Origin of the sequence: Nitrobacter winogradskyi, from assembly GCF_006539545.1 — a bacterium.
GTDB classification, from domain to species: domain Bacteria; phylum Pseudomonadota; class Alphaproteobacteria; order Rhizobiales; family Xanthobacteraceae; genus Nitrobacter; species Nitrobacter winogradskyi_A.
Window position 1 is genome coordinate 1 of the sequence record NZ_BJNF01000081.1, and the last position, 23327, is coordinate 23327.

General features: G+C 57.2%; 20 protein-coding genes and 4 pseudogenes. 12 read left to right on the forward strand and 12 right to left on the reverse strand.

Annotated elements, in window-relative coordinates; genetic code table 11:
* Nucleotides 1-83 precede the first annotated feature (83 nt).
* From tnpA to NWI01_RS14400, 3 genes and pseudogenes are all read right to left on the reverse strand, one after another.
* Nucleotides 84-212, reverse strand: a complete 129-nt coding sequence (gene tnpA, locus NWI01_RS20450) for an IS66 family insertion sequence element accessory protein TnpA (RefSeq protein ID WP_437179927.1) — start codon at nt 210-212, stop codon at nt 84-86.
* Nucleotides 213-378: 166 nt separating this feature from the next.
* Nucleotides 379-849, reverse strand: a pseudogene (locus NWI01_RS20335) (transposase domain-containing protein); the annotation flags it as partial.
* Nucleotides 850-1044: 195 nt separating this feature from the next.
* Entirely contained in the window at nt 1045-1569 is a 525-nt protein-coding gene (locus NWI01_RS14400) for a hypothetical protein (RefSeq protein WP_141384631.1), read from the reverse strand.
* A gap of 1022 nt (nt 1570-2591) precedes the next feature.
* Here NWI01_RS14400 and NWI01_RS18990 point away from each other — a divergent pair.
* A pseudogene (locus NWI01_RS18990) lies at nt 2592-3336 on the forward strand (integrase core domain-containing protein); the annotation flags it as partial.
* A gap of 132 nt (nt 3337-3468) precedes the next feature.
* Here the strand turns inward: NWI01_RS18990 and NWI01_RS14415 are convergent.
* From NWI01_RS14415 to NWI01_RS14425, 3 genes are all read right to left on the reverse strand, one after another.
* Nucleotides 3469-4308, reverse strand: coding sequence for an ABC transporter ATP-binding protein (locus NWI01_RS14415; protein WP_141384633.1), 840 nt, complete (start codon nt 4306-4308; stop codon nt 3469-3471).
* Between the two features lie 86 nt (nt 4309-4394).
* Nucleotides 4395-5390, reverse strand: a complete 996-nt coding sequence (locus tag NWI01_RS14420) for a FecCD family ABC transporter permease (protein WP_244613783.1) — start codon at nt 5388-5390, stop codon at nt 4395-4397.
* Nucleotides 5391-5644: 254 nt separating this feature from the next.
* Nucleotides 5645-6391 carry a hypothetical protein gene (locus NWI01_RS14425; protein ID WP_141384636.1) on the reverse strand — a complete coding sequence of 249 codons (747 nt, stop codon included), beginning with the start codon at nt 6389-6391 and terminating at the stop codon, nt 5645-5647.
* A 333-nt stretch (nt 6392-6724) separates the two neighbouring features.
* Here NWI01_RS14425 and NWI01_RS14430 point away from each other — a divergent pair, with 333 nt between their 5' ends.
* From NWI01_RS14430 to NWI01_RS14440, 3 genes and pseudogenes are all read left to right on the forward strand, one after another.
* Nucleotides 6725-8884, forward strand: a complete 2160-nt coding sequence (locus tag NWI01_RS14430; RefSeq protein WP_181410498.1) for a TonB-dependent receptor — start codon at nt 6725-6727, stop codon at nt 8882-8884.
* Between the two features lie 142 nt (nt 8885-9026).
* Nucleotides 9027-10013 carry an ABC transporter substrate-binding protein gene (locus tag NWI01_RS14435; protein ID WP_181410499.1) on the forward strand — a complete coding sequence of 329 codons (987 nt, stop codon included), beginning with the start codon at nt 9027-9029 and terminating at the stop codon, nt 10011-10013.
* Nucleotides 10014-10171: 158 nt separating this feature from the next.
* Nucleotides 10172-10462, forward strand: a pseudogene (locus NWI01_RS14440) (transposase); the annotation flags it as partial.
* Nucleotides 10463-10759: 297 nt separating this feature from the next.
* On the opposite strand, the gene NWI01_RS14445 reads toward NWI01_RS14440, so the two are convergent.
* Entirely contained in the window at nt 10760-12292 is a 1533-nt protein-coding gene (locus NWI01_RS14445) for a Fic family protein (RefSeq protein ID WP_141384643.1), read from the reverse strand.
* A 231-nt stretch (nt 12293-12523) separates the two neighbouring features.
* Here NWI01_RS14445 and NWI01_RS14450 point away from each other — a divergent pair, with 231 nt between their 5' ends.
* The 3 genes from NWI01_RS14450 to NWI01_RS14460 all read left to right on the forward strand — a co-directional run bounded on the left by NWI01_RS14450 (nt 12524) and on the right by NWI01_RS14460 (nt 14793).
* A complete protein-coding gene (locus NWI01_RS14450; RefSeq protein WP_079447843.1) occupies nt 12524-12727 on the forward strand; it encodes a cold-shock protein in 204 nt (67 codons plus the stop codon).
* A gap of 728 nt (nt 12728-13455) precedes the next feature.
* On the forward strand, nt 13456-14403 hold the full coding sequence (locus tag NWI01_RS14455) for a complex I NDUFA9 subunit family protein (RefSeq protein ID WP_141384645.1): 948 nt from the start codon (nt 13456-13458) through the stop codon (nt 14401-14403).
* A 189-nt stretch (nt 14404-14592) separates the two neighbouring features.
* Nucleotides 14593-14793: a hypothetical protein gene (locus NWI01_RS14460; protein WP_141384647.1), complete on the forward strand. Its 201-nt coding sequence runs from the start codon at nt 14593-14595 to the stop codon at nt 14791-14793.
* Between the two features lie 42 nt (nt 14794-14835).
* Here the strand turns inward: NWI01_RS14460 and NWI01_RS14465 are convergent, their stop codons facing one another.
* From NWI01_RS14465 to NWI01_RS14485, 5 genes are all read right to left on the reverse strand, one after another.
* Entirely contained in the window at nt 14836-15801 is a 966-nt protein-coding gene (locus NWI01_RS14465; protein WP_141384649.1) for an SIR2 family protein, read from the reverse strand.
* 331 nt (nt 15802-16132) lie between these two features.
* On the reverse strand, nt 16133-16645 hold the full coding sequence (locus tag NWI01_RS14470) for a GNAT family N-acetyltransferase (protein WP_141384651.1): 513 nt from the start codon (nt 16643-16645) through the stop codon (nt 16133-16135).
* 3 nt (nt 16646-16648) lie between these two features.
* Nucleotides 16649-16957, reverse strand: a complete 309-nt coding sequence (locus NWI01_RS14475; RefSeq protein ID WP_141384653.1) for a type II toxin-antitoxin system TacA family antitoxin — start codon at nt 16955-16957, stop codon at nt 16649-16651.
* 149 nt (nt 16958-17106) lie between these two features.
* Nucleotides 17107-17316 carry a hypothetical protein gene (locus NWI01_RS14480; protein WP_141384655.1) on the reverse strand — a complete coding sequence of 70 codons (210 nt, stop codon included), beginning with the start codon at nt 17314-17316 and terminating at the stop codon, nt 17107-17109.
* 130 nt (nt 17317-17446) lie between these two features.
* The gene (locus tag NWI01_RS14485) at nt 17447-17806 is read right to left on the reverse strand and encodes a hypothetical protein (protein ID WP_181410500.1); all 360 of its coding nucleotides are present in this window, start codon (nt 17804-17806) and stop codon (nt 17447-17449) included.
* A gap of 488 nt (nt 17807-18294) precedes the next feature.
* On the opposite strand from NWI01_RS14485, the pseudogene NWI01_RS19730 reads away from it, so the two are divergent.
* The 5 genes and pseudogenes from NWI01_RS19730 to NWI01_RS14505 form a co-directional block, all read left to right on the forward strand.
* Nucleotides 18295-18531, forward strand: a pseudogene (locus NWI01_RS19730) (TonB-dependent receptor plug domain-containing protein); the annotation flags it as partial.
* A 1013-nt stretch (nt 18532-19544) separates the two neighbouring features.
* A complete protein-coding gene (locus NWI01_RS19735; RefSeq protein ID WP_244613784.1) occupies nt 19545-20252 on the forward strand; it encodes a TonB-dependent receptor domain-containing protein in 708 nt (235 codons plus the stop codon).
* Between the two features lie 6 nt (nt 20253-20258).
* Nucleotides 20259-21101: a class I SAM-dependent methyltransferase gene (locus NWI01_RS14495; protein ID WP_141384659.1), complete on the forward strand. Its 843-nt coding sequence runs from the start codon at nt 20259-20261 to the stop codon at nt 21099-21101.
* Between the two features lie 60 nt (nt 21102-21161).
* Nucleotides 21162-22166 carry an ABC transporter substrate-binding protein gene (locus NWI01_RS14500; RefSeq protein ID WP_244613785.1) on the forward strand — a complete coding sequence of 335 codons (1005 nt, stop codon included), beginning with the start codon at nt 21162-21164 and terminating at the stop codon, nt 22164-22166.
* 442 nt (nt 22167-22608) lie between these two features.
* The gene (locus NWI01_RS14505) at nt 22609-23163 is read left to right on the forward strand and encodes a thioredoxin family protein (protein ID WP_141384663.1); all 555 of its coding nucleotides are present in this window, start codon (nt 22609-22611) and stop codon (nt 23161-23163) included.
* Nucleotides 23164-23327: the final 164 nt, after the last annotated feature.

Below are 23327 nucleotides of genomic sequence, written 5' to 3' on the forward strand. Positions count from 1 at the left end.
TTCCCCACGACAACAAGCTCCAATAGGGGGTATCGTCGATACAGTAGCTTCCGTTCGGGTCGCTGTGATTCCACTTTAAACAACTATCGCCAGTTGCCAAACGCCTCGAGCGGAATGCCTTGCGCCTCACAATCTTGATGCTGATACAAGTCGCTACGCGTCCATGATTCGTGATGCGCCCGCCAAAAAGCTTCGCCTCGACGTCTCCACACTCAATGTTCGCTCGTCATCCTATTCTCTCTATCTTCAAATTGAAGATAGGAACAGATTGCGGTCGCTAACGATCGAACAAGAGTGTGATAAATGGACGCTTACGTTCGCCGTAAGCGTCCATTTTTGACACGTTATCGTAGTTGAGGATAGTTGCCGGGCGCCAGTCCATGGCAAGAGCTGGTCGAGCCGGCTTATGGGATGGCCGGCCGACATGCGTTCAAGGATGTCCTTGAGATAGGTGAAGGGCTCGATGTCATTTAGCTTTGCCGTGGTGATGAGGGAGCAGACTGTGGCCCAGCGCTGAGCCCCGCCATCTGATCCAGCGAACAGGTGGTTCTTTCGTCCGAGCAGACGAATGACGCGTTCGACGGTGTTGGTGTCGAGCTCGATGCGGCCGTCATTGAGGAAGCAGCAAAGAGCATCCCAGCGGCTCAGGGCATAGCGAGTGGCATCGGCGAGCCCGGCACGCGGCGGGATTTGGCGTCTCCTTCTCGACGACACGATCGAGGAATTGGCGAATCGCGGGATCGAGGTCGCCTGACTGATCTGCCTGCCGCCGATAGCTTGCAATGGCCGTCGGTAGATGCTTTGGAAGATGCGCCAGCGCGGCCCGGCTCGATCGACAGCAGTCGCCAACCACCGAGATCGCGACGATGCGCGAACTCGCCCTTCGAGGCTTCAGCCATCGTCAGGCTTGCTTCGCCGCAATGACGCCGTAGATACGTTCCCGAGAGCCCGCTGGGTGTAGTGACGGCGTCGCTGGCGAAAGCCTTGGGAAAGTCTTTTCTTTATCTAAAGTCTCCCGATAGAGGATTGTGCCATCATGTTCGTTCACCGGCTGTCGCGTTTTGCTTGGGCGACGGCTGCTGCCTTGCGCTGGCGACCAAGTTCCATGGGGCGGATGAGGTTTTCCCTGCGTTTCGACGCGATATTGCGCATGCCCTCGTGAGCGTGACGAGTGTTCGGAGGCGAAGGTGTGTTATCTTCGCGCGACTTTCTGTTCTTGAGCGCGCGTCTCGACAGTTCAAACTGCGACAGTTGCGAGGCCATACGCTCGCGCCTCGAACGCTCCGCATTAAGACGTTTCAAGGCAGTCGCGAGAACTTCAAGTTTGATCTTGTTTCCTATGGCTGAAGTTGCTGCCGAAGTTCTTTTCGGTTCGGCCTTGCCACGCATCTCCCGTTTGCGGCGCTGAACTTCCCCTCGCGCCTTGTCCCGGCGTTCGCGGACAAGCTTGATCAGATTCGCCAGTTCCTTATCTTCCAATGACTGAAGTTCGGGATGATGCGTTTTGGTAACCAGTTCTTGCTCGGCCTTGTCCAAAGCGCGATCTTCATTCTTCCGGTTGATAGACATTCCATTCTTCCTTCACAAAACCGATGGTGTCTCAGTTTGAAATTTAGCGTTCTAAATGATCCTGACGCTCATGGATAAGGCCCTGCCGAAAGACCGCTGAAGAAGATAACCCAGATAACGACGTTATGGCCACGAGAAAGTTGGTGGCAGCGGTGGCACCTGATAGAGCCGCGCCGTCTCGCTTTAACATAAAGACCGTCCCCAGTCGGCGGCCTTTTGTCTTATAGAGAACCTGCGGGAGCGCTTTCGAGGATGCGCAATCCGGATTGCGGCTCCGGCGATTCCGAGCGAGTGAGCCAGCTTTTCTTGAAGAGAACTGCCCGATGCGAAAAACGTTGATTGCCGCGGCCCTATTCGGGTCTACTGCTTGGGGGATCGTCACGTTTTCTATGATGGTAGCGAAGTGGACTAGGGATTGGTTGCCGAACCGACACTGGTGTGGCCGGCTCCCAGGGACTGTGGGCGGGTAGAGTGATCATCACACGCAACGCCGTCCACAGGTCCGGGCCGCATGCCCGGCGGCGTTATCGGTTGCGCTGACATGGATGCGATGATCGTATCCGCACCTTCTGCCGGACGGATCGAAGCAGGCGCTGAACAATCGAATGCTGCTTGCCGCTGAAGGTCGAAGGATCGATTGCGGCGAGCCCGCGCACGATAGTCAGCGCGGTGATCTGCGGCTCGACGGCAAGTCAATTCTCGATCATCGCGAGATACGGATCCAGCCTTGAGGGCATGCGGATGCGATTCTTGTATCGTCGCTTCGGCCTGCGATGTGTGGCTCGCACTTCGGTGGTCGTGGCCGTCGTGCCGAGCGATCGGGCGAACGCCAGCGGGTCAGCCGGCGATCCGCTGGCTGCTGGACACGTGTCTGTTTGATCGGCGTGCCAGTCGAACTGGAAGTCAGCGATGTCCTTGGCGAGGGGAAGCCGGGCGATGGCGCAAGACCGCGTTTGCCGATCCGCTCACCAAGTTCCTCCTGCGCCGCGCGGATCTCGGCAAGCAGTTACACGGCATCGAGAGTGACCGAGGACATCATCGCCTTGACAAAGGCAATATGGTTACTACGGCACCCGGCGCGTGACGGCATTGCTGTATCATGCGGGATGGACGGTGAACCATAAACGGATTGAGCGGATATGGCGGCGCGAGGGCTGAAGGTTCCGCTGCGCCAGCCAAAGCGGGGACGCCTTTGGCTCAACGACGGGTCATGCATCCGTCGGCGGCCTGAATATCCGGGACATGTGTGGACCTACGACTTCGTCTAAGGGCGCACGCATGACGGGCGCAAGTTCCGCATCCTGACCGTCATTGACGAGACCAGCAGGGAATGTCTGGCGCTCATCGTTGCACGGCAGCTTAAGCATGAAGATGTTCTGACGGCCTTGGCCGACCTGTTCATCTTGCGCGGCCCGCCAGCACATATACGGGCCGTAATGGAACGAATCTATCGCAACTGCCGTCCAGACATGGCTGGGATAGATCGGCGTGAAGACGCTCTACATCACGCCGGGATCATCATGGGAGAATGGCTAGGTTCAACGGGTCGCTTCGCGACGAGTTGCTCAACAGTGAGATCTTCTACAGCCTCGCCGAGGCCAGGCGCTGATCGAAGCATGGCGGCGGCATTACAACACTGTCCGCCCTCACAGCAGCCTGGGCTACCGACCACCGGCACCGGAAACGGCGACACCGCCATATCCGGCCACCGGTTCCGCTTCGCTCCACCTCCGTCCGGATATGGCGGCGATGAACTTAATCCACTAACAAACCAATCGGTCCACTCCGGGGGGCAGATCAGTTGCTCGGTGACAATGACATCCTCACCATGGCACCTTCCAGGAATAGGATAGGGTGGGTGTTACGGCGAACGGTCGAATCCGCCTTGCGATCCGCGGTCTACATGATGGTTGAATTAACTTCCGACACTCCCCTCGTTTCAAGCAATTGCGTTCTGTCAGGGCACGCTTCGAACACCGGCACCAATGTCTCCATAGAGCGATCACGATGCTGAAATCTGGCGCGTGCCATTGTTACATTATATAACGCGGAGAGCGCCTCTTTTGTGAGAACATGTTTTGCGGGCCCGATGTCAAAACGGTCGCACCCGAGCATTAACAAGGCTTGATCGGCGACGGCAAGCGCATGGTGCGGATGGTGCGTGGTCATCAAGACCGTCAAACCGTCTTGGCGTGACAAAGCATAAATCCAGCGCAGCACCTGTTGTTGATTTTGAAGGTCCAGCGCCGACGTGGGTTCATCCAGGACCAGGATATCCGCCTCTGCAGCAATTGCACGCGCAAATATTACAAGTTGGCGTTGCCCTCCCGACAATTGGTGAAATGGCAGTTCCGCAAAATGGGCGATACCCAACCTCTCAAGGGCGGCGGATGCCGCATTGAGATCGCTTGCCTTCGGCTTGGTAAAGAGGCCGACCTTCCTTGCGCGGCCCATCAGCACCATGTCGAGGCAGGAGAAGTCAAAGCTGACCTGGAACAATTGCGGCACGAACGCGACGTCCCCGTCAATCTGCAATGTACCTTCGCAAGGCTGAATCGCGCCGAGGAGGATCTTGAGCAACGTCGTTTTTCCGCGTCCGTTTGGGCCGAGAATGGCAAAGATTTCCCCCTTCCTGACGGAGGCATGATACCGCCGAAAAATCCACGTATCGGGAACGTACGCATGGCCAAGATTTGAGAATGAGACGGCGGCTTCGGGGTTCGAACTCGAGATATCCATCTGGCGTTACTCCCGGTAGGGGTGCGACATGCTCGTTGCACGGAGTTGTTCTTGCATCGCGGAAGTAGAATTCCGTGAGTCATTCCTCATTCGGAACGCCAACCTCGATTGCGGTTCTTGTGAATCAGCCAGGCAAAGATTGGGGTTCCAACCAGTGCGGTCAGTAGCCCGATTGGGATTTCCTGGCTGGAGGCCGTGCGCGCTATGTCATCCATGGCAACGACATATATTCCACCGAGCAAGGCGGACGCCGGCAACAAGGTTCTATGATCGGCGCCGAATATCATACGCGCGAAGTGAGGAATGATAAGCCCCACCCACGCGATACCGCCGCTGACCGCGACCTGAGATGCAACGATCAAGGTCACGAGAAAAATAATCAACCAGCGAAGGCGTTTGACATTTACTCCGAGCATTGAAGCGTCGAGGTCGTCCAGGGCCAGAAGGTTCAACCTCCAGCTCATCATGAGAAGCATGGTTGTCGCCACGATGAATGGAGCCATGATTGTCAGTACCGCTGACCAGTCAGCACTCGCGAAACTGCCGAGCAACCAATAAACGATGTTGGGCAGTTGATTTTCTGGATCGGCCAGATACTGCACCACGCCGACGGCCGCTCCGAAGAACGCGCTGACGACAAGTCCGGTAAGTACAAGCGTGAGGATTCCACTCCCGGAGGCGCTGGCGAGTATGAAACAGATGGTCAAGGCGAACAGCCCGCCAAGGACGGCGCCGGATACAATGCCAAGTGCACCTGCACCCAGAAGAATCGACAAGACTCCGCCGAACGCGGCTCCCTGCGATACGCCGACGATATTGGGACCGACCAGGGGATTGCGGAACAATCCTTGGAGAACCGCCCCCGATAACCCTAAGCCCATTCCTGAAATGGCTGCGACTATAACGCGGGGAAGCCGGAAATGTGCAACCACCACCCACTCATTCGCTGTCCACGCTGGCTGTAGCTGTTCGCCGGGCCAGACCAATGCCCCAATGATGCGGATGATGGTTTGTACGCTGATGGCGTACCTGCCCAAGCCCAACGATGCAATACAAAGTCCCGCAAGCATCAGCGCTAACAAAAGAAGTCCGCTGCTTGTCCGGGAAAGTAAAAATCGCGCGTGAAGACTGCCTCTACTCTGCGTGGATAGAACGTCACTCATCGCTTGTCCGGCCCGCATCGGACGTTGTTCCCGTAGATCGCCCGATCCGCCTTCCTCTTTCGAAGCCACAAAGCGCCGACCGCGTGGGTAGGGGATGACGACAACATCATGAGCAGTCGGGGTTCGCTGTCCGCGACCCCGTCGCTGTCAAAGGCTGGGGCGAAAGACCCGCCTCATGCAACCGTTGCCAGGCGTGAAGACTGAAGACGCGCATTCATATACTTAAGCACTTCCTCGAGCGACATCGCGTCTGCACGACGCGCTTGCCACGCTGCAAACACTTCGTTCTTGAAAGTGACAGGATCGCAGTTGGCGCACTTCACGCCGGGAACCATCAACTCCGGAATGTAGATTACTCGGCGTCCACCCTCCAAGAGCTTTGATATTACCAAGTCCCCGCAAGCCTCCATGGCATTTCCAAAAACGATCCATTCGTCGATGTTCAGTATATCGATCAACCGGTGTGCGTTGATGCTGTAGAGAAAAATTTCGTGAGGCGGGTACGGTTTGTCGTTGGGGAAATCCTCTCTCCGAAACTTTTTCTCTATATAGAACTTGCGATACTGATCGCAGCGAGTTGTCCATTCGGTGTCTTTCGCTTCCAGCGGAACGAACAGGGTGTCGTCAAACAGATTTTCGAACTGACTCTTCTCCAGCATGTTGCCGCGAACGCATGTGGTGATCACCAAAGGAACCTCGTGGCGAGACGCCTGTGCAAGTAAGCGTTCCACATCGCCGCGATAGGGAAGCGTTCGAGGCATGTAAGTCCATCCACCAGCAGCCTTTGCCTGCCGCGTATCGACGTCGAAGATAGCAAACGGAGCTCGTTTCAAACTCGACTCCTGCAAATTGGCTGCATGACAAATCAACGCTTCTGGCACGATAGGCCGCAAGCCGTGATGAATCTGTGTGGCCTTCATTATATACTAATGAATATATCGTTATCCTGTCAAGGAGGACAGTCTTGCGATGCGACCATTTGTCCTCTTGTGGGCGGTAATCGCTATATTCAACAGAATACGACGAGTAAACGATGGGGATTCAGAAAACCCAAGGAAGCGGGGTAGAGGATGAGTGAGAACGCGCGAGCAAACGCAACCAGCAGCTCCACTAGAGTTGTTGTCGCAGTTGCAATGGCGACAACAGGCATCGGATTCCCCTTATCTGTGCATGCCCAAACGCCCAGCGTGCTTCCGCCGGTTACAGTGACATCGCCTGAGAAAAGAGCGGCGGCCCCCGCAAAAAGGGGCAGTATGCCGACACGGGCCGCAGTCCGGCGACCTGCCCGCGGAGAAGCCAGTCCATCCCAGCCTTCAGCTCAAAGGCCGGCGCTGGCTGGCGCGGGCAAGCAAGGTGCCGCCGCTGAAGGATATCGGGTTAACGACGTTATGCTCGGTATGCTCGGAGAGCGGAACATTCGGGATATTCCTTTCTCAGCGAATGTGGTTTCCAGCGATTTCATGAAGGATCGTCAGGTCAACGGTCTGGCGGATGCTCTTAAGTATTATCCCTCGGTACAAATTTCTGACTATGGTAATGGCGGAGGAGGTCCAAGCGGGGGACAAGGGCGCCTTCAAACGCGTGGGTTTGTCAGCGACGCCATTCGGAACACGCGCATCGATGGGATGACAGCCTTCATTGTGCCGGTCGCTCCCGAGGGATATGGGCGGCTCGAGATTTTGAACGGGCTGACCGGATCCCTATATGGAGTCGCGAATCCAGCCGGTACTTTCAACTTGGTGCAGAAGCGCCCAACACTGGAGCGTGGCGGCGAGATATCGAGTTCGTATCGCCGTGATGCCATCGGCCAAGCTTTCATTGACGTGAACTCTGGCCTGATAGGCGACAAAGTCCTGGGCACGGGCGTCGCGGCGCGGCTTACCAGTCTTTATCAAGATGGTGAAGGTTGGGTGCCCGACAGTCGATTTGGACGCCAATTTGGCAGCCTGGCCTTGGACTGGCGGATTAGCCCCCAGACCACCCTCGAGACAAACGTGACCCACTCGAAGAGTGTTGAAAAGGGTTACGCAGGCCAGTTCCTATATTCGCAGAACGCCCTCGGAATAGCTTCTGTTGGTCTTCCGGACCCGATCGATCCAACGAAGAAAGGGTATGGACAGAGCTATCATCTAGGTACCAGCCAAGTTGACACTGTAACGGGGCGTTTGACACATCAAATCAACGATGACTGGAAGGTAAGTGCAAGTGCGCTTTATATGTATTTTACGAGCTATCTGCCCCGATATTTCCATACGTTCACGAACAACGCTGGAGACTATACGTCTCGTTTGAGTATGCAGCCGGTCACAGACTTTCGAATATGGTCAAACTCCGTGTTCATCACGGGAAAGTTCGATACTTACGGAGTCGGTCATGAGATAACTCTTGGGACCAATGGGCAAACAATCGATACCTTGTTCATGAACACTGTCCCGTCCGTCGTTGTTGGTAATTCGAATATCAATTCACCCACTGTATATCCGTACTTTCCCTTTCCTTCCAAAAGTAGTTTGTATACCGGAACTACGGGCACCGCTCAAAATCTTGTCATGAGCGATACCATCACCTTCAACAAGTACTGGGGGGTGATGTTAACGGGAAATCAGGCATGGATTGACAACGAGGTCATTCGATCGCCATTCGCCGCGTCCGGAACTTACAAGGATAGTGGCTTCAGCTACAGCGCAAGCCTTATGTTCAAGCCGGTCGAGAACGTCACGACCTATATTACTCGGGCTTCAAGCCTTCAGGAAGGTGAGATAGCGCCGGGAAATGCGACTAACAGCGGTGTGCCTATCGCGCCTTATCGGAGCGAGCAGTACGAAGCGGGCGTGAAAGTCAGCGTTAGTAAAATAGATGTTGGTGCGGCCCTTTTTCGTATTGAAAGACCGTTTGCAGCTGTGGATCTGGATGGAACGTACCGAATTATCGGCAATCAGGTGAACAGGGGATTCGAGGTGTTCTCCTCGGGACGCGTAGGCGAATACACGACCGTAATGGCGGGAGTCACCCTGCTCGATCCCAGGCTTAACGATACGAATATTGCGACCACTTCCGGAAAGGACGTTGTAAATATCCCGCGCGTCGCCGCGAACCTGCTCATTGAGTACGACCTGCCGCAAATCCCCGGCCTGACTGTCGGAGCAAATGTCCGCCACACAGGCAGAAGGGCGGCGGATAACGCCAATACGGTTTATCTGGATAGCTTCACGACACTAGATTTGAATGCGAGATATACGACCCTCGTGTGGGGATATGAAACGACATTCCGCTTGAACATCAATAACGTCACAAATGAAAATTATTGGGCATCTGTTCTCCCCGCGAACCTGATCGGCTCCGCCGCGGGCACGTACGCGCTGACTCCCGGTAAGCCTTTTGACGTATTCGCCTCCGCAAGCGTCAAATTCTAGTTAAATGCGAAAGCTCTTACTGCGACCGTCAACTCTTTTAGCCGTCACGACGGGCATAGCAATCGCCGTGACCTTCATGTTAGTTGCGAGCAAAAATTCACTCGTATCGGCTTGGAGTGACGAAGGTCACCCGTCAATAGAGATGAGAGAGATTGTCGATATGGCGGGGAGGCGAGTCACCGTCCCCGTTCATATTCAGAGAGCCGCATCTCTACTGATCACATCGTATGAACGAATGCTTCTCCTGGACCAGATCGAGAAAATGGCGATGTCGATGCGAGTGACCTCTCCATGGGCAAGGACGATATTCCCTGAATTCAGCGCTGCAGGAGACATCGAAGTAAAGTCTGCCGTCAATCCGAATGTTGAGGAACTCGTTGCGAAGAAGGTCGACGTTGTCTTCTTCTGGGATAGGCCAGCGATCATACAAAAGCTTGCTGCCGCCGGGATTCCAGTGGTGGTCACTCAGGTGCCTGACCAGGCTCAAACGGATTCCTTCGAAGCCTACAAAAGAAACAGAAAAAAAGATGTGTTGATGCATGGCCAGATCTTTGGTCCGGAAGCAGAAAAGAAGGCGGGGGCATGGAGCCGGTATTTCGACGAGAAAGTTGATTATGTCTATTCGAAGACGAAGGACATTCCGGATGGTGAGCGGCCCAGTGTGTACTATGTTCGCGGACCGGATGTCCTGACGACGCACAGCAAGAACTCACCCACCTGGTGGGCCATGAGAGTTGCGGGTGGAATGCCCCGCGCCTCAGGACAAACCAGAGACGTTATCGACCGCGTACCGGCGGAACAGTTCATCTCGTGGAATCTTGATGTTATCTTTATGGGCTGGTTGGACAACACCGATCTTGTGCTGAAAGACCAGAAATGGAGCAAGGTGCCTGCCGTCATAAATAAGAGGGCATTCATCAGCCCGAATGGCGTTTACCGATGGGACCACAGCAGTGAAGTTCCGCTTCTCATCATGTTCTTTGCAAAGAAGCTTTATCCAGATCTGTTCTCGGACCTCGATTTGGTGGCGGAGACAAAATATTTCTACAAGACCTTCTATAGGTATGAACTGACTGATGACGAGGCCGACCGAATACTGACGCATCGTCCTCCGGGCGCCACGAAATAAACGTTTTGCAAGACGTCGGTCGATCTCAATTTTTATTATCTTTATTATAGAAGGAGTGGCAACGATACTTAGCACAAGCACCCCTAGGCTCAGGACCTATTAAATCTATTGCGAGAGTGCAGGCGGGCTGATTCAATGGTGATGTCGGAGGCATCGCCATGGGTGATCTTTTACTGCTATCGGAGGCGCAGATGCGCCGGATCGATCCTTATTTTCCTTTGTCGCACGGGATTGCGAGGGTTGACGGCCGACGGGTGATCAGCGGGATCATCTTCGTGCTCAGGAATGGATTGCGCTGGCGCGATGCGCCGCGTGAGTATGGTCCTCACAAGACCATCTACAATCGGTTCGTGCGCTGGAGCCGCCTCGGTGTGTTCAACAATATCCTTGCCGAACGGGCGCGCAAAGGTGGCAAGCCCTCTCTCCTGATGATCGATGCGACGCACATGACGTGACGTCGGAGGTCAAGAGACCTGCCGGGACACTGAGCGGTTCAGTCGTTCCGCTAGTTGGTATGATGGATTTCCAGCACGCTCATCGGCCATTTGTCTTCGATGGCGAATGCGAGGTGCTGTTCGCGCATTAACTTGGCTACGACAATTTGTCCAAACGCCGTTTTGTGTTGCTCAGAGGCTCTCCGCTCGCTTCTGCCAGCGCCTTGGCTATCCTTGGGATTCGGGTCTTCATTTCACCGCGCAGAGCCTTTAATCTGGCTTCGAACTTCGGCGTAAACGCAAGCCTAAGCGTTAAAGGTCCGCATAGATTGTCTCGATTTCCGCTGCTTCGTCGTCGGTCAGGGCCGCGAATTCCTTTTCGCGCGCACGCTTCGATAGCTTGCCCTCGTTCTGCCGCAGGAAGCGATACAGCAGGTCAAGGACCCGGTCCGGCATGTCGATCATCCGCTTCACCTGGGTCTTGAAGCTATCGTAGCCCCGGAGGAACGCGGTTTCGGCGGGCAGATCGACATCGATGGTGCGCACGACACATTCGAACAGAAACTCCGCATGGGGTGTCGCGTCGAAATAGCGATAGAAGTCGGCCGTCTTGTTCAGGATCTCGACATTACCCCGGTCCGTCGGGCGCCAGCGAATGAATGGCAATAGTCGGCGCGAATAGCTTTCCAGCACATGCCGATAATCGTCGATTCGATCGAGGATGACGGCCGATACTGGGAAAACAAGACCAGGTGGGTTGAAGCCCCGTTCCGCCAGAACATGATGGATGAGGTAGCGGTGGAGACGACCGTTACCATCCTCGAATGGATGGATATAGACGAAGCCGAACGCGAGAACGGCCGCGGCAAGTACCGCGTTGAGGCTTTGCGCGGCGCCGCGATCGAAAGCCGTCAGGCCATCGATCAGCGCAGGCAGGTCCTGGTGTCGTGCGCTGATGTGATCGGGAATGGGTGTGCCGTCCAGTCGATCGTGCTCGCCGACAAACCCACCTTGATCTCTTAATCCGAGATGGACGAAACGTGCATCACCAATGACGATGCGCTGTAAGCGCTCCAGTTCGGCGCGGTCGATCGGGCGTCGGCCTGCTTCGCCAATGATATACCCCCAGCGCTGAATGCGGTCCTGTGGTGGATCCTCGCCCTCGATCTGGAAGCTCGATCGCGAATCCTTGAGCAATAAAAAGGCCGCGGTGCGGGCGAGGAGGTCGGCGGGTATTTCGGCCACAAGACGTCGTGCTTCATCGCTGAGATTGCGGGCGACGAGGTGTTCCAATAGAGGCGTGCGAAAGATCAGCGGGCAATAGGCGGGCGTGCCGGGCAGGTTGTTCTTCACGCGATGGCGCGATGATGTCGTTCCGTCGATAGCCCATTGCTGCCCCGGGTCAACGACAAGAGCGTAGCTCCCCTGCGTTGCGTCAGGCAGGTCGAGCCGGACATGGAGCAGCCATTCGTACAAGAACCAGATCCGCCGTGCGTAGGCGCCTGTTGGCGCTGCACGGACAAGAGTCGCGATCGGCTCTGGCCCCGTGACAAGGAACAGTCGCTTCAGAACGGCGAGATCGAGTCCTTCGTAACGCAGCGCGAAGGTCAGGTGGCCACCGAGATTGGCTTCGGGCCGGTGACGCGGCGTATAGAGCTTCCAGCCGTCGGCCTCGTAGACCTTGTGTCGGGGGCCGATTGCGGCCAAGCGGATGGGCGCCGGGACAGCCAGCTCAAAGGCATCGATCAAGGCCGCATAACCGACCGGAATGGCGGCTTCCGGCAGCGGGCGACCGTGAAAAGCGATGATAGTCTCTGAAAATGGCTTCCGTTGCCCAGATTTCATGAATCTCGATACCGATTTATGAAAAGAACACTAGGGGAAAAAGTTTCATGAAAATAGATAATTTTCAATGGTATATGTGAAATTCACGCTCGAACTGTGAAAATCGATTCTACGATCGGCGCCCCTAGCGAAGAGGACGCCTCCGCCGGCTCACCATCGGCAGGATTGTGCCTTGCTTCCCGCCACTGCTTAGGGCTGTATTCACATTTCAACGTTTTGGGGACGACCAACGTGGCGACAGGAACTGTGAAGTGGTTCAACCAGCAGAAAGGCTATGGCTTTATCCAGCCGGAAACCGGCGGTAAGGATGTGTTTGTCCATATCTCAGCCGTGGAGAAGGCCGGGTTCACCGGCCTGGCAGAGGGCGCCAAGGTGTCTTACGAGATCGTGGCGAACCGCGGCAAAGAGAGCGCGGAGAACCTGCGGCTAGGTTAGTGAGCCGAGCCGGGGAGGCAAAACATGGCCGGTAAGCCGCCTCGCCACCGCCACCGCCACCGGCCGGGCGTTCGTCGTCTGCATAAACCGGCGACTCGAAGATCGCCTTGAGGTCGGACTTCTCGAAATGCTTGCGCCGGGTCTCGCGGGCATCGACGGAAAACCGGATGGCCTTGCCGAAGGGGTTCGCAAAACCGGGCACCTTGTCGAGAACACCTTTACGTTCGGCCCGCGAGGTGATCCCCAAGAATTTGCACGATCTTGTTCACGGTGGTAGCCGATCGGAGTGTGCGGCCCTGACAGGTCCCCCTTCTGGCTACATAAGCACGTGATGGTCACACGCGGCCAACCGATTTTCCCTATCCAGATCCTAAAGTAGATCAACTGCAGGCTCGGTGGTACACCCGGGGTCAAATTAAATCGCCACTTCTAAGGAATGTCGGTATCAGTATCTGCGAGTCCCCCGCAACCAGTCTATAGGCCACTGAAAACATTATGTTTCCTAGGAGGCTTTCGTTTTCCAATTTGCGTCGTCAAAAGATGACTCGTGGAAGCACCTGGAAGAGAGTCGGAGCGTAGAATCGCGGAGTTTAACTGCGGCGATCTGACTCACTCCCGACAGCCGCACTATTGGGCACCCCCGCCATCGCCCAGCACCTTGCCGGGCCACCTTCTGTCCTGAAAAACGCGTTCGGTCGAACGCTTCGCGGCCAAGACCGTTGAAAAGGATGGAGGACGCAGCAAGACCATCAGGCAAGGCGCGTTCCAGGCTTGAGTTGACGACGGTGTTCGGCGGTTCGGGCTTTCTCGGACGCAGGATCGTCAAGCACCTCCTTGACGACGGCGCCGCTGTCCGTGCGGCATCGCGCCATTCCACTCTTGCAAAGCGTCCACAGGTTTACGGTGGATCCCTGTCCGCCGTAAAAGCCGACATCCTGGATCAGGAACAGGTTGCTGCCGCCGTTTCAGGCGCGAGCACGGTCATCAACGCCGTCAGCCTCTATACCGAGCGCGGCGACGTTACGTTCGAACGGGTCCATGTCGAGGCCGCCTCGAGACTGGCAGCCGCCGCACGAGAGGCCGGCGCTGTGCGATACATCCAGATATCCGGAATCGGTTCCAACCCCCGCGCGGCATCCGCCTATATCCGGGCAAGAGGGCAGGGGGAGGAAGCCGTTGGAGCCGCATTTCCGAATTCGATCATCGTCCGCCCCGCGGTCATGACGGGAAGCGACGACGCATTTCTGACGACGATCGTGAGGCTGTTGCGAATCCTTCCTGTGTACCCGCTGTTCGGTAGCGGCGACACGCGTCTCCAGCCAGCATATGTTGAAGATGTCGCGGAAGCCATAGCGCGACTCGCGCTGGGGGCGAGTGATCCCGAGGCACGTCTGTTCGAGTTCGGCGAACCGCGTGTCTACTCCTACAGGGAATTGGTCGAGGAGATCTCCCGGCTACTCGACGTGCGCGCACGCTTGATGCCTGTGCCGTTTTGGGCATGGCGCGCGCTCGCCATCGTCGCCGAACTCGTCCCTGGCGCGCCGCTGACGCGCAACCAGGTCGAACTCATGCAGATCGACAACGTCGCGGCGCGGAGCGGCTTCCGAGAACTCGGGATTGAGCCTCGCGACATCGATGTGGTTGTGCAGGCCATCCGGGAGAAGTCGCGACCATGATGCATCAAGGGGCGATATGCGCGCGCATAGGCAAGTCCGTCAGTCCTCGGCGAGAAGACCCGGCCGAAGAACGGATGCAGCGTCGTAAGGCCCTCACGGTGAAGGAACTCTGCGAACGATATCTCGACGCGACCGACAAGAAGCTGATCCTGGGCAAGGGAAATCGCCCGAAAAAGGAAAGCTCGCTCTATGTCGATCGCGGTCGTATCAATCGGCACATCATTCCGCTACTCGGCAAGAGACGACGAATATCACCTGCTCGGACAAATCCTTCGGGAGAAGGGCGAGGATCAGGAGTTCAAGTCTGCTGTGCAGATTGCTCGTCATCTAACGCTGACCGCCTGGCTTGAGGAAGATTCGCCTGGACCAGCGAGGCGCCGACGAGAGTGACAGTGCCGATGTAGTGATCGGGATCGACGAGGCTCCTTGCGCTCATGACTTCGCACCTGCGCTGCCGGTCGCGTCGCGAAGCGCCTTGACTCGTAGGGCATGGCGCTCACGTTCCGTTTCGGCCACAAGATCAGGCACCGCGAGGGTCAAATCGGCAAAGCGCCCGTTCAACAGCATCACGCGCTCATCGCCAGCCTGAATCAGGCGAATAAGTTGCTGATGGAAGCTGTTCTTGGCGGCATCGCTCCCCACCGTCACGGGGTCTTTTTCAATTAGCTTCGAATCGAGAAACACCGGATCACAAACAACGAGCCGGAAACTCATGTTGCTCTCCAATGCAGCCAAAACCGGCTGTGCAAGGTGACTGTCGTTGAAGCTGAAGCCCGCAACCAGCAGCGTGGTGTCGGGCTCGCGAAGCGCCGACTGGAAGGCTGACATCATATCGAGATAAGGTGGTTCGAACGCCTCCTGATATTTGCTGTCCCGCGGATAGATCAGGACTGGTTTTCCTTCATCGCCGCGCGACCGGATGATCTCGGTTGTCGTACGACGCCAACCGATCGATCCATGCAGCTTGTAGAGCTGAACGACGCTGTCGAGATAGTCAGGAGCATCTTTCGCATCACGGCGGACAATATCGAGTTCGAAGTGGGAGCGGTCAAAGACCGGCAGGGCTGCGTGCGAAAAACCGTCGATCACTACAAATCGCTGGAGCCGGGCGGCATATTCGAAAGCAAGATCGTAGTTGGTGGTAAATAGCTTCGTGCGTGGCTTGCGTACGCCACGCCTCACCAGTTTACGCAGCATGGCCTGATGCGACGTGAGATCCGTTTCGGCGTCAATGAAATCAACGCGTGCCAGAATCGCCGATTCTGCCTTCGTGATGAACCCGGTGATGGTCTTTCCGTTCGCGTCTGTTTCGCTATAAAGCGCAACAAAGAGCTTGCACTGCGTCAGCAGTTTCTCGATGTCCGTGATTGCCTTGCCGTTCGGAATGATTCCCAGCACTTTGTCGAAATTCGTATCGCCAACCGAAGCCTTGGCGGCGTCCCACAGATCGGGAAGACCGGGTGCCGTCTTGGCCTTCAGCTTGGATACGGCGCCGTTTTCGACGCAGAATTACGAGCCGGCGCCGGTCAATAGCAACATATTCGTGGCGTTGAGGCCATTCAGAGGAAGCTGTCAATCGCCTTGGACGATCCGCGCTCTTTCGTCTCGCCGGTTGTTCCGTCAACTTCATCGGCGTAGCGACGCCATGTCTTTGCAGATTCGAATTGCCTGATGTTTTCCTTTGCGGGCTTTCTGCTCTTCCAAAATGACATTGTCCCCCGTTAATTCGTTATTTGAAAAGTCGTTCGATGTCTGCAATCGGCCGGAACAGTTTCATCGGCTGGTCCGGTAACGGCAAGAAGCTCTCGCGTTCATAGAAACGGCGGGCATTATCGTCTTTCGCTTCGACGATCACCGCGAACGAGGCGATTTCGCTCTGCACAATGCGATACAGGGCATCCGCCAGAAGAAAGCGGCCATAGCCCTTGCCCTGCTGACGGCGATCGATCGCGAGCCGACCAAGGAGGGTTGCCGGCACGAGGGGATAGCGCGGCAGTTTCCGCGTAACCCGCTCCGGCAGTTCGGCGAGATTTACGGATGTCGAGGAAAGGCTGTAGTTGCCGGCGAGAGTCCCGTCAGGCAGGACCAGGACAAAAGGCGCCGCCATGTTCTTTCGGGCGTCCTGGCCGGCCTGCGTCCGAAAGTACCTGTCCAGCGGCTCGATGCCGCTTTCGAATCCTGATCGGTCATGATGAGGGCCGAGAATCTCGACCCGCGGCGTTTCCTTCCCGCGACCGCACACGCATCAAACACCAGTCGTCTCGCGGTAGCGGCGAACGGTTTCGCGCAGCCGGGCATTCACCGGCGTCGGATTGATCAGCGCCTCAACGAAAGCCTGGCTGTCCCGCACCGAGAGGTCGAGACGGTGATGCTCCTCGATCGCCCGACGCGCGGCGTCCTGCAAGCTGGTCAGCACGAAATCCGTCACCGTCCGGCCCTGAAGTGCTGCGGCGCGCTCGATGAGGTTCTTCTGGTCGGAAGTCACGCGCGTCTCAAGGCGCTCGCCGCGCACGCGGTTGCGAACCACCTTCTTTTTCTTTGCAGATACGGCCATTGCTCTTCTCCCAAGCCATTAATGTACGGCCAATGGCCGGGATTTTCAAGGTTCCCAGCCAGGCCAAACTCAGAATCTGGCGGAGAAACGGCGATCCCGACGGAAGATTAGACCCGGCTAGGCTCCCATTCCCCGCCTTGACGGCGGCCTCAGCATTTCGACCGCTTTGACGGAAGTAACTCCATGCACCGCTGGCGCGTGATGTCGTCGATCACGAATTCCTCAGGCGACTTGCCGCCCAGTTCATGCCGTTTGCCGCGCATCCAAAGGTCCGCACGCACGGGGTCAACGTAGCGAGAATGGGCAGCGGCCGAGAGTTCGGCTACGGCCTTGTCCTTGCGTTCACGCGCACGCTGCAATTTCTCATTCTCGCGAACCTTGTCGGCAAGCGCGCGGATTGCGTCATGATATCCGCTTTCGTTGACCGCAGCGGCAAGTGGCGACTGCCCGCTCGTTTTTTCATTCGCTGTCGTCAGCCAGGATTCGGCCTCATCTCCAATTTGAGAGCCGAATCTGCGTCGTGATGTTCATGAGGGCGTGCTCGAACGATTGCCATTTCGCTTCATCGAAGCCTGTCGCATCTTGCGGGGAATAACCTCGGCCTGGAAGCTCTGCCGCCCACCATTGCTCGAACATGAATGACGCGGTTTCCTCCGGCGGCAGCTTGGCAAGCATCTCCTCGACACGATGCTGAACCTCGGTCTTGCGCTTGACCGGACGATCACACAGCTCCCGCGCATCCTCAACCATCCCTCGCAGGCTGCCAAGGATATGCCATGTTTCTGTATGGCCGGATCGGATGAAGCCGTTTTGCTCAAGCTGCCAGAGTCCCAATATTATCGCCGGCATTTCCCGTTATAGGCGAGTAGATCGTCACAAACTACAACCGTGTCGCCTGATTGCGCACTCGCCGCGGCGATACTTGACGCTGAAAAATTACTTCCGTATGACGATCAATATATATGTATGTATATTACGAATCGTCGCGGCGTGAAAGGGAAGTGTCCCTGCGGCGCCTTCTGGAGGCTGCAATCGTGAAGAGCAATTTGCTTGTCGGTATCCTAATCGGCAGCGCATCGTATGGCGCGTCGGCCATGGCGCAGGATACGAGACAGCTTCCAGCGGTAACGATCACAGCGGAGCATCCGAGAGCTACGCAGCGGCGAAACACGACGCAGAATGCACGCGCTCCCAGTCGCGCGACACGGAGCCCGCGCCAGGCTGCGGCACCGCAGAATCAGCAACAGCAGCCAATGGCGTCGCCCTACGGCGACAATTCCGGCCCTAGCGGATTCACGCCACAGAGCGCCGAAGTCGGTCCGCTGAAGCGGCGAGCGATGCTCGACACGCCTTTAGCGATCAACGTTCTGGACAGGACTTTCATCGAGAACCGCTTTGCCACCAGCCTTCCGGACCTTCTGAAGTATATGCCGTCATCACAGATGGAAGCGCGCGGTGGCGCCGATGTCGGTCGCCCGCAAACCCGCGGCATGCAAGGAAATCCTGTATCCAATAGCCATCTCGACGGCATGAATGTCGTCGCCACCACGGCCCAGCCGATCGAAATGTATGAGCGTGTCGAGGTCATCAACGGGCTGACGGGCGCACTTTATGGACCCGCGAGCCCGGCCGGCATGTTCAACTTCATTCAGAAGCGGCCGACCGATACGTTTTATGGTCGCTTCAGCGGCAGCCATGCGACCAGTTCGGCGATCTTGGCCCACGGCGATTTTGGCGGGCATATCGGAGAAGCGAAGAATGTTGGCTACCGCATCAATCTGCTCAAGGAGCAGGGCGCCGGCTATGTCAAGGGCAGTGACCTGAACCGTGATCTGATTTCGGGCGCTTTCGATCTGCATCTCAGCGACAAGACGCTCATTGAACTCAACGCCAGTCACTACAATTTCGAGAGGTTCGGATTTCCGGGCGGTTTCGCGTACGGCAATGCCATTCGCCTGCCTGACGCGCCGGATCCCACGCGCGTCGGCTACGGCCAGACGTTCTCGGGGTTCGATCTGGAGACCACGACTTATAGCGGCCGGATCAAGCACGAGTTCAACGACAACTGGAGCTTCACCGGCGGCGTGCTTCATCAGACCGCAGACCGCTGGCTGCCGACGGTCACCAATGCGCTCACCAGTAACCTTGGTGCATATAACAATTCGCTCTCACCCTCGGTCACAGGTCGTTTCCAGGTTCTCAGCAACACGGCCAATCTGAACGGCACGGTGTTCACGGGAGATATCAAGCATGAACTCGTGGTCGGCACGACGGGCTTTATCTGGGATATCTACTCGGCGCTCAATACCACACCGAGCATCCCGCTCGGAGCGGCGAGTATCGCCAATCCCGTGCAATGGCCAACTCCGGCCGGAATCACCAAGCACGGCCCACGCTACATAGCATCGAGCAATGGCCAGCAGGTCGCGATCGTCGGCGACACCATCACCTTCAACTCCTATTGGTCGGCGATGCTGGTCGGTAGCTATAGCTGGTTCGATGTAAAGAACTACAACACGAGCGGTGTTCTCACCGGTGGCTACAAAGAGGAAGGGTTCAGCCCAACAGCGCGATCATGTTCAAGCCGATGTCGAACATCACGACCTATGTCGCCTATGCCAACAGCCTTGAGCAGGGTGGTTCGGCGCCCGCTGGCGCGCTCAATGAAGGGCAGAGCGTCGCACCTTATCGCAGCAAACAGTTGGAAGCCGGCGCCAAGGTCAATTTCGGCAAGGTCAACGGCACCTTCGCGATTTTTCAGATCGAACGTCCGTTTGCCTTCGCCGATACGGATAATATCTTCAGAGTCCAAGGGATGCAGGAGAACAAGGGTATCGAGTTCGGTCTCTACGGCGAGATTTTCCGCAACTTCAACGTCTATGGCGGCTTGACGTTGCTCGACCCGCGCTTGAAGGATACCGGAAATCCGGCCACCAGCAATACCAAGGTCGTCGGCGTTCCCGGTGCGCAGGCAAACTTGTTGATGGAGTATTTCGTGGAGCGGTTTCCGGGCCTCGCGTTCAATGCCAATGTGCACTACACCGGCGAGCGCGCGGGCAACAATATCAACACGTTCATGGTCAAGAACTACATCACCCTCGATCTCGGCATGCGCTACACCATGACGCTACCCGACAAGAACACTGCGGTGTTCCGAGTTTTCGCCAACAACGTCACCGACGAGCGTTACTGGCTTTCAATCTTCCCGGGCAGTATCAACGGCGTGCCCGGATCGAACACAGCTTTCCTCGGCGCGCCGCGCGAGGTGAGAGTCTCGGCTTCGGTGACGTTCTGAGCAACCATGGCAAGCGGTCTGATCGATTGGGAGCTTCTCGATGCATTGTCGACATCGCCGGCGATGTCGCAGCCGGCGATGTGGAATGCATTCGCGGATCGGTACAATGGCTACGTGGCGATGCAGGCGGACTATACCCGCCTGCAGATTGGCGCGATGAAGATAAGCCCGGATGATACTGTCGTCGATGTCGGCGCCGGGCCTGGCCGGATCACGTTGCAGGCGGCAGAGAAGGCGCGCCTCGTCACGGCTATCGACGTCTCTCGCGACATGCTGGATCACCTTGAAGCAAATGTCGCGGCACGCAGTCTCCAGAACGTCCGTCCGCTTCACCTGTCGTGGGATGAGGTCGTGCCGGGAGACAACGTGCCGCTGCACGACATCGTGGTGGCCTCCCGATCTCCGGCAATGCGTGACCTGAAGAAGCTCGATGCGCTTGCCCTTAAGTACGTCTTCGTGATGACGTTCTGCGGGCCAAGCCTGAAGAGCTTTCACGATACGCTGGTGACAGGAATCGAACCCGAGCCTCCGCGCGGCAATGGCGGTTATCGGTCACCGATGGCAGGCTACGCGCTCGTCTTCAATCGTCTCATCGATATGGGCATTGAAGCCAATGTCGGCTACCTCCCGGACGGGTTCTCCGGAAGTTGGCGCGGCTGGGACGATCTCATCGCTCATTTCAGCTGGCTAAGAATACCGCCGGACGGGCTTGATCGCTTCCGTAATAACATCACGCCCTACCTGACGCAGGATACGACCGGACTCCATTTGCGAATGGAGACGCGCACGGCGGTCATATGGTGGAAGAAAGATCCTCGTCTGCCGGACGCCGGTTCGTCCGCAATCTAGCGCCTGATCGCAGCAGGAGAACGATGAATGCTAATCCGGTGTCTCCTGTTCGGACTACTGATGCTTACCACAGCACCGGTTGCGGCAAGCGCGGAGTCGCCTCGGCGGGAGGTCGTTTACTACGGCGACCGTCACCTTAGCCTGCCGCAGACGGTGACGCGGGTGGCGACATCCTGGGAAGCGCAGAATTCGATCATCGCCATGCTTGGTTACGGCGATCGGATCGTCGCCACCACGCGCATCGTCAGATCGATGCCGGTATTCCGCAAGTTCGTCCCGAGCATCGTCAACGCTTCGCTGGCGGGGACGGGCGGCGCCGCGGGCATCAGCGTCGAGGAGATGCTGGCGCTGCGGCCGGATATCCTTTTCGTGCCGGATATGCTGCCTCCGGCGAAGATGGAGCAACTTACGCAGGCCGGGATCGCGGTGGCCGCTTTCCACTACAATTCCATCGACGCGATCGTCGAGCGTACGCTGATCACCGGCGAGATTTTCGGAGGTGAAGCGCTCGACATCGCCCGCCGCTATGCGACTTATTTCGAGAGTAACCGTCGCCGCGTGCGCGAGCGGTTGGAGAGGATTCCGCCTGCGGCGCGGCTGAAGGTTTATCTGGCATCCGGCTCGCCGCTGTCCACCTCGGGCCGTCCCTCGCTCAACCAGGACTGGATGGATCTGGGCGGGGCGATCAATGTCGCTGAAAACTGGTTTCACGATCGGCCGAATGCGTCCGGCACGGCGATTCTCGAAAACATCGTGGCGAGCGACCCGGATGTCATCATCACTCTGCGTGCCCGCGATGTCGAGGTGATCCGCAACAGCCCCCAATGGAGCATGATCAAGGCCGTGCGCAACGGGCGTGTCTACGCCAATCCGCGCGGTCTGTTCTGGTGGTGCCGCGAGACGTCGGAGGAGGCGCTGCAGTTCCTGTGGCTCGCGAAGCTGCTCTATCCCGACGCCTTCACCGATATCGATATGGTCGCGGAGACGCGCGCCTTCTACCGGAATTTCTATCGTATCGATCTATCCGATGACGAGGTCAAGGCATTCCTGTCGCCGTCCGAATGAACGGAGCACAGACGATCCTGTGTCGAAAGCCCACGCATCATCATGCATGGCATAGAAGTAACACCTCCATGCCGCACTGTGCCATTCATGACTTCGCGTCGCGGTGCTGGTTCGCCAGGTCTGGGGACCTCCCGCCGCGCTCGCAGTAACGAAAGCAGAGCCCAACTACCCCGGGGGGGGGGGCGACGACACCGGCGGAACGATCTGGCCGATCTCCGACGCTGGCCGCAGCGAGGGCCTGATAATTGGAATGGGCGGCTCGCGTTTGCTATACTGTTCTGCCTTGATACGCGCCTTAACCTCCAGTATTCGCCTTGCAAGTGGTCGCGACGGCTGGAAGATTTGTTCCTCGAGACCCGGGCTCACCGTTTGCAGCCGAAAGGAGCCCAACTTTGAAGCCCGATTACAGACATACTTTATTTCCGTCACGAGGAGATGCGAGATGGCGATGACGGCCACCGAGGTCACTTTCGATACGCCGGCGCCGGAGTTTCGGCTTCCGGCGACCGACGGTAAGATTTACGGACTGGACGACCTTGCCGGCGGAAAGGGCACCGTCGTCGTCTTTATCTGCAACCATTGCCCCTACGTCAAAGCGGTGATCGACCGCATGGTTGCGGACGCACGGGTGCTCATGTCGGAGGGTATTGGTTTTGTGGCGATTTGCTCGAACGATGCGGCGAGCCGCCCTGAAGATTCATTTGAGAATATGAAGCATTTCGCCAGGACTCACAGTTTCCCGTTTCCTTATCTGCACGACGAGACCCAAGCAGTTGCGCGCGCGTATGGGGCGGTGTGTACGCCGGACTTCTTCGGTTACAGCGCCGACCGCAAGCTCAAGTACCGCGGTCGGCTCGATGAAGGCCGCAAAACTCCGCCCCGCGCGGAAGCGCCCCGAGAGCTTGTCGAAGCCATGCGCGCGATTGCGCGGACCGGTGTGGCGCCCGCTGACCAACAGCCGTCCATCGGCTGCTCGATCAAATGGAAGGATGCCTAAAACCGGTCCTTCACCATATGCCGCGCGAGCTACGCGGTCGAAGTCATGGCTTCTCCGAAAATACTTCGAGCCCTTTGGCTACAGGGCTCGGTCCGGATCAACCTCAACCAATGCCGGTTGGGCGTCACAGACGTATCTGGTCGGCAAGATTGACTAGAGCGGCC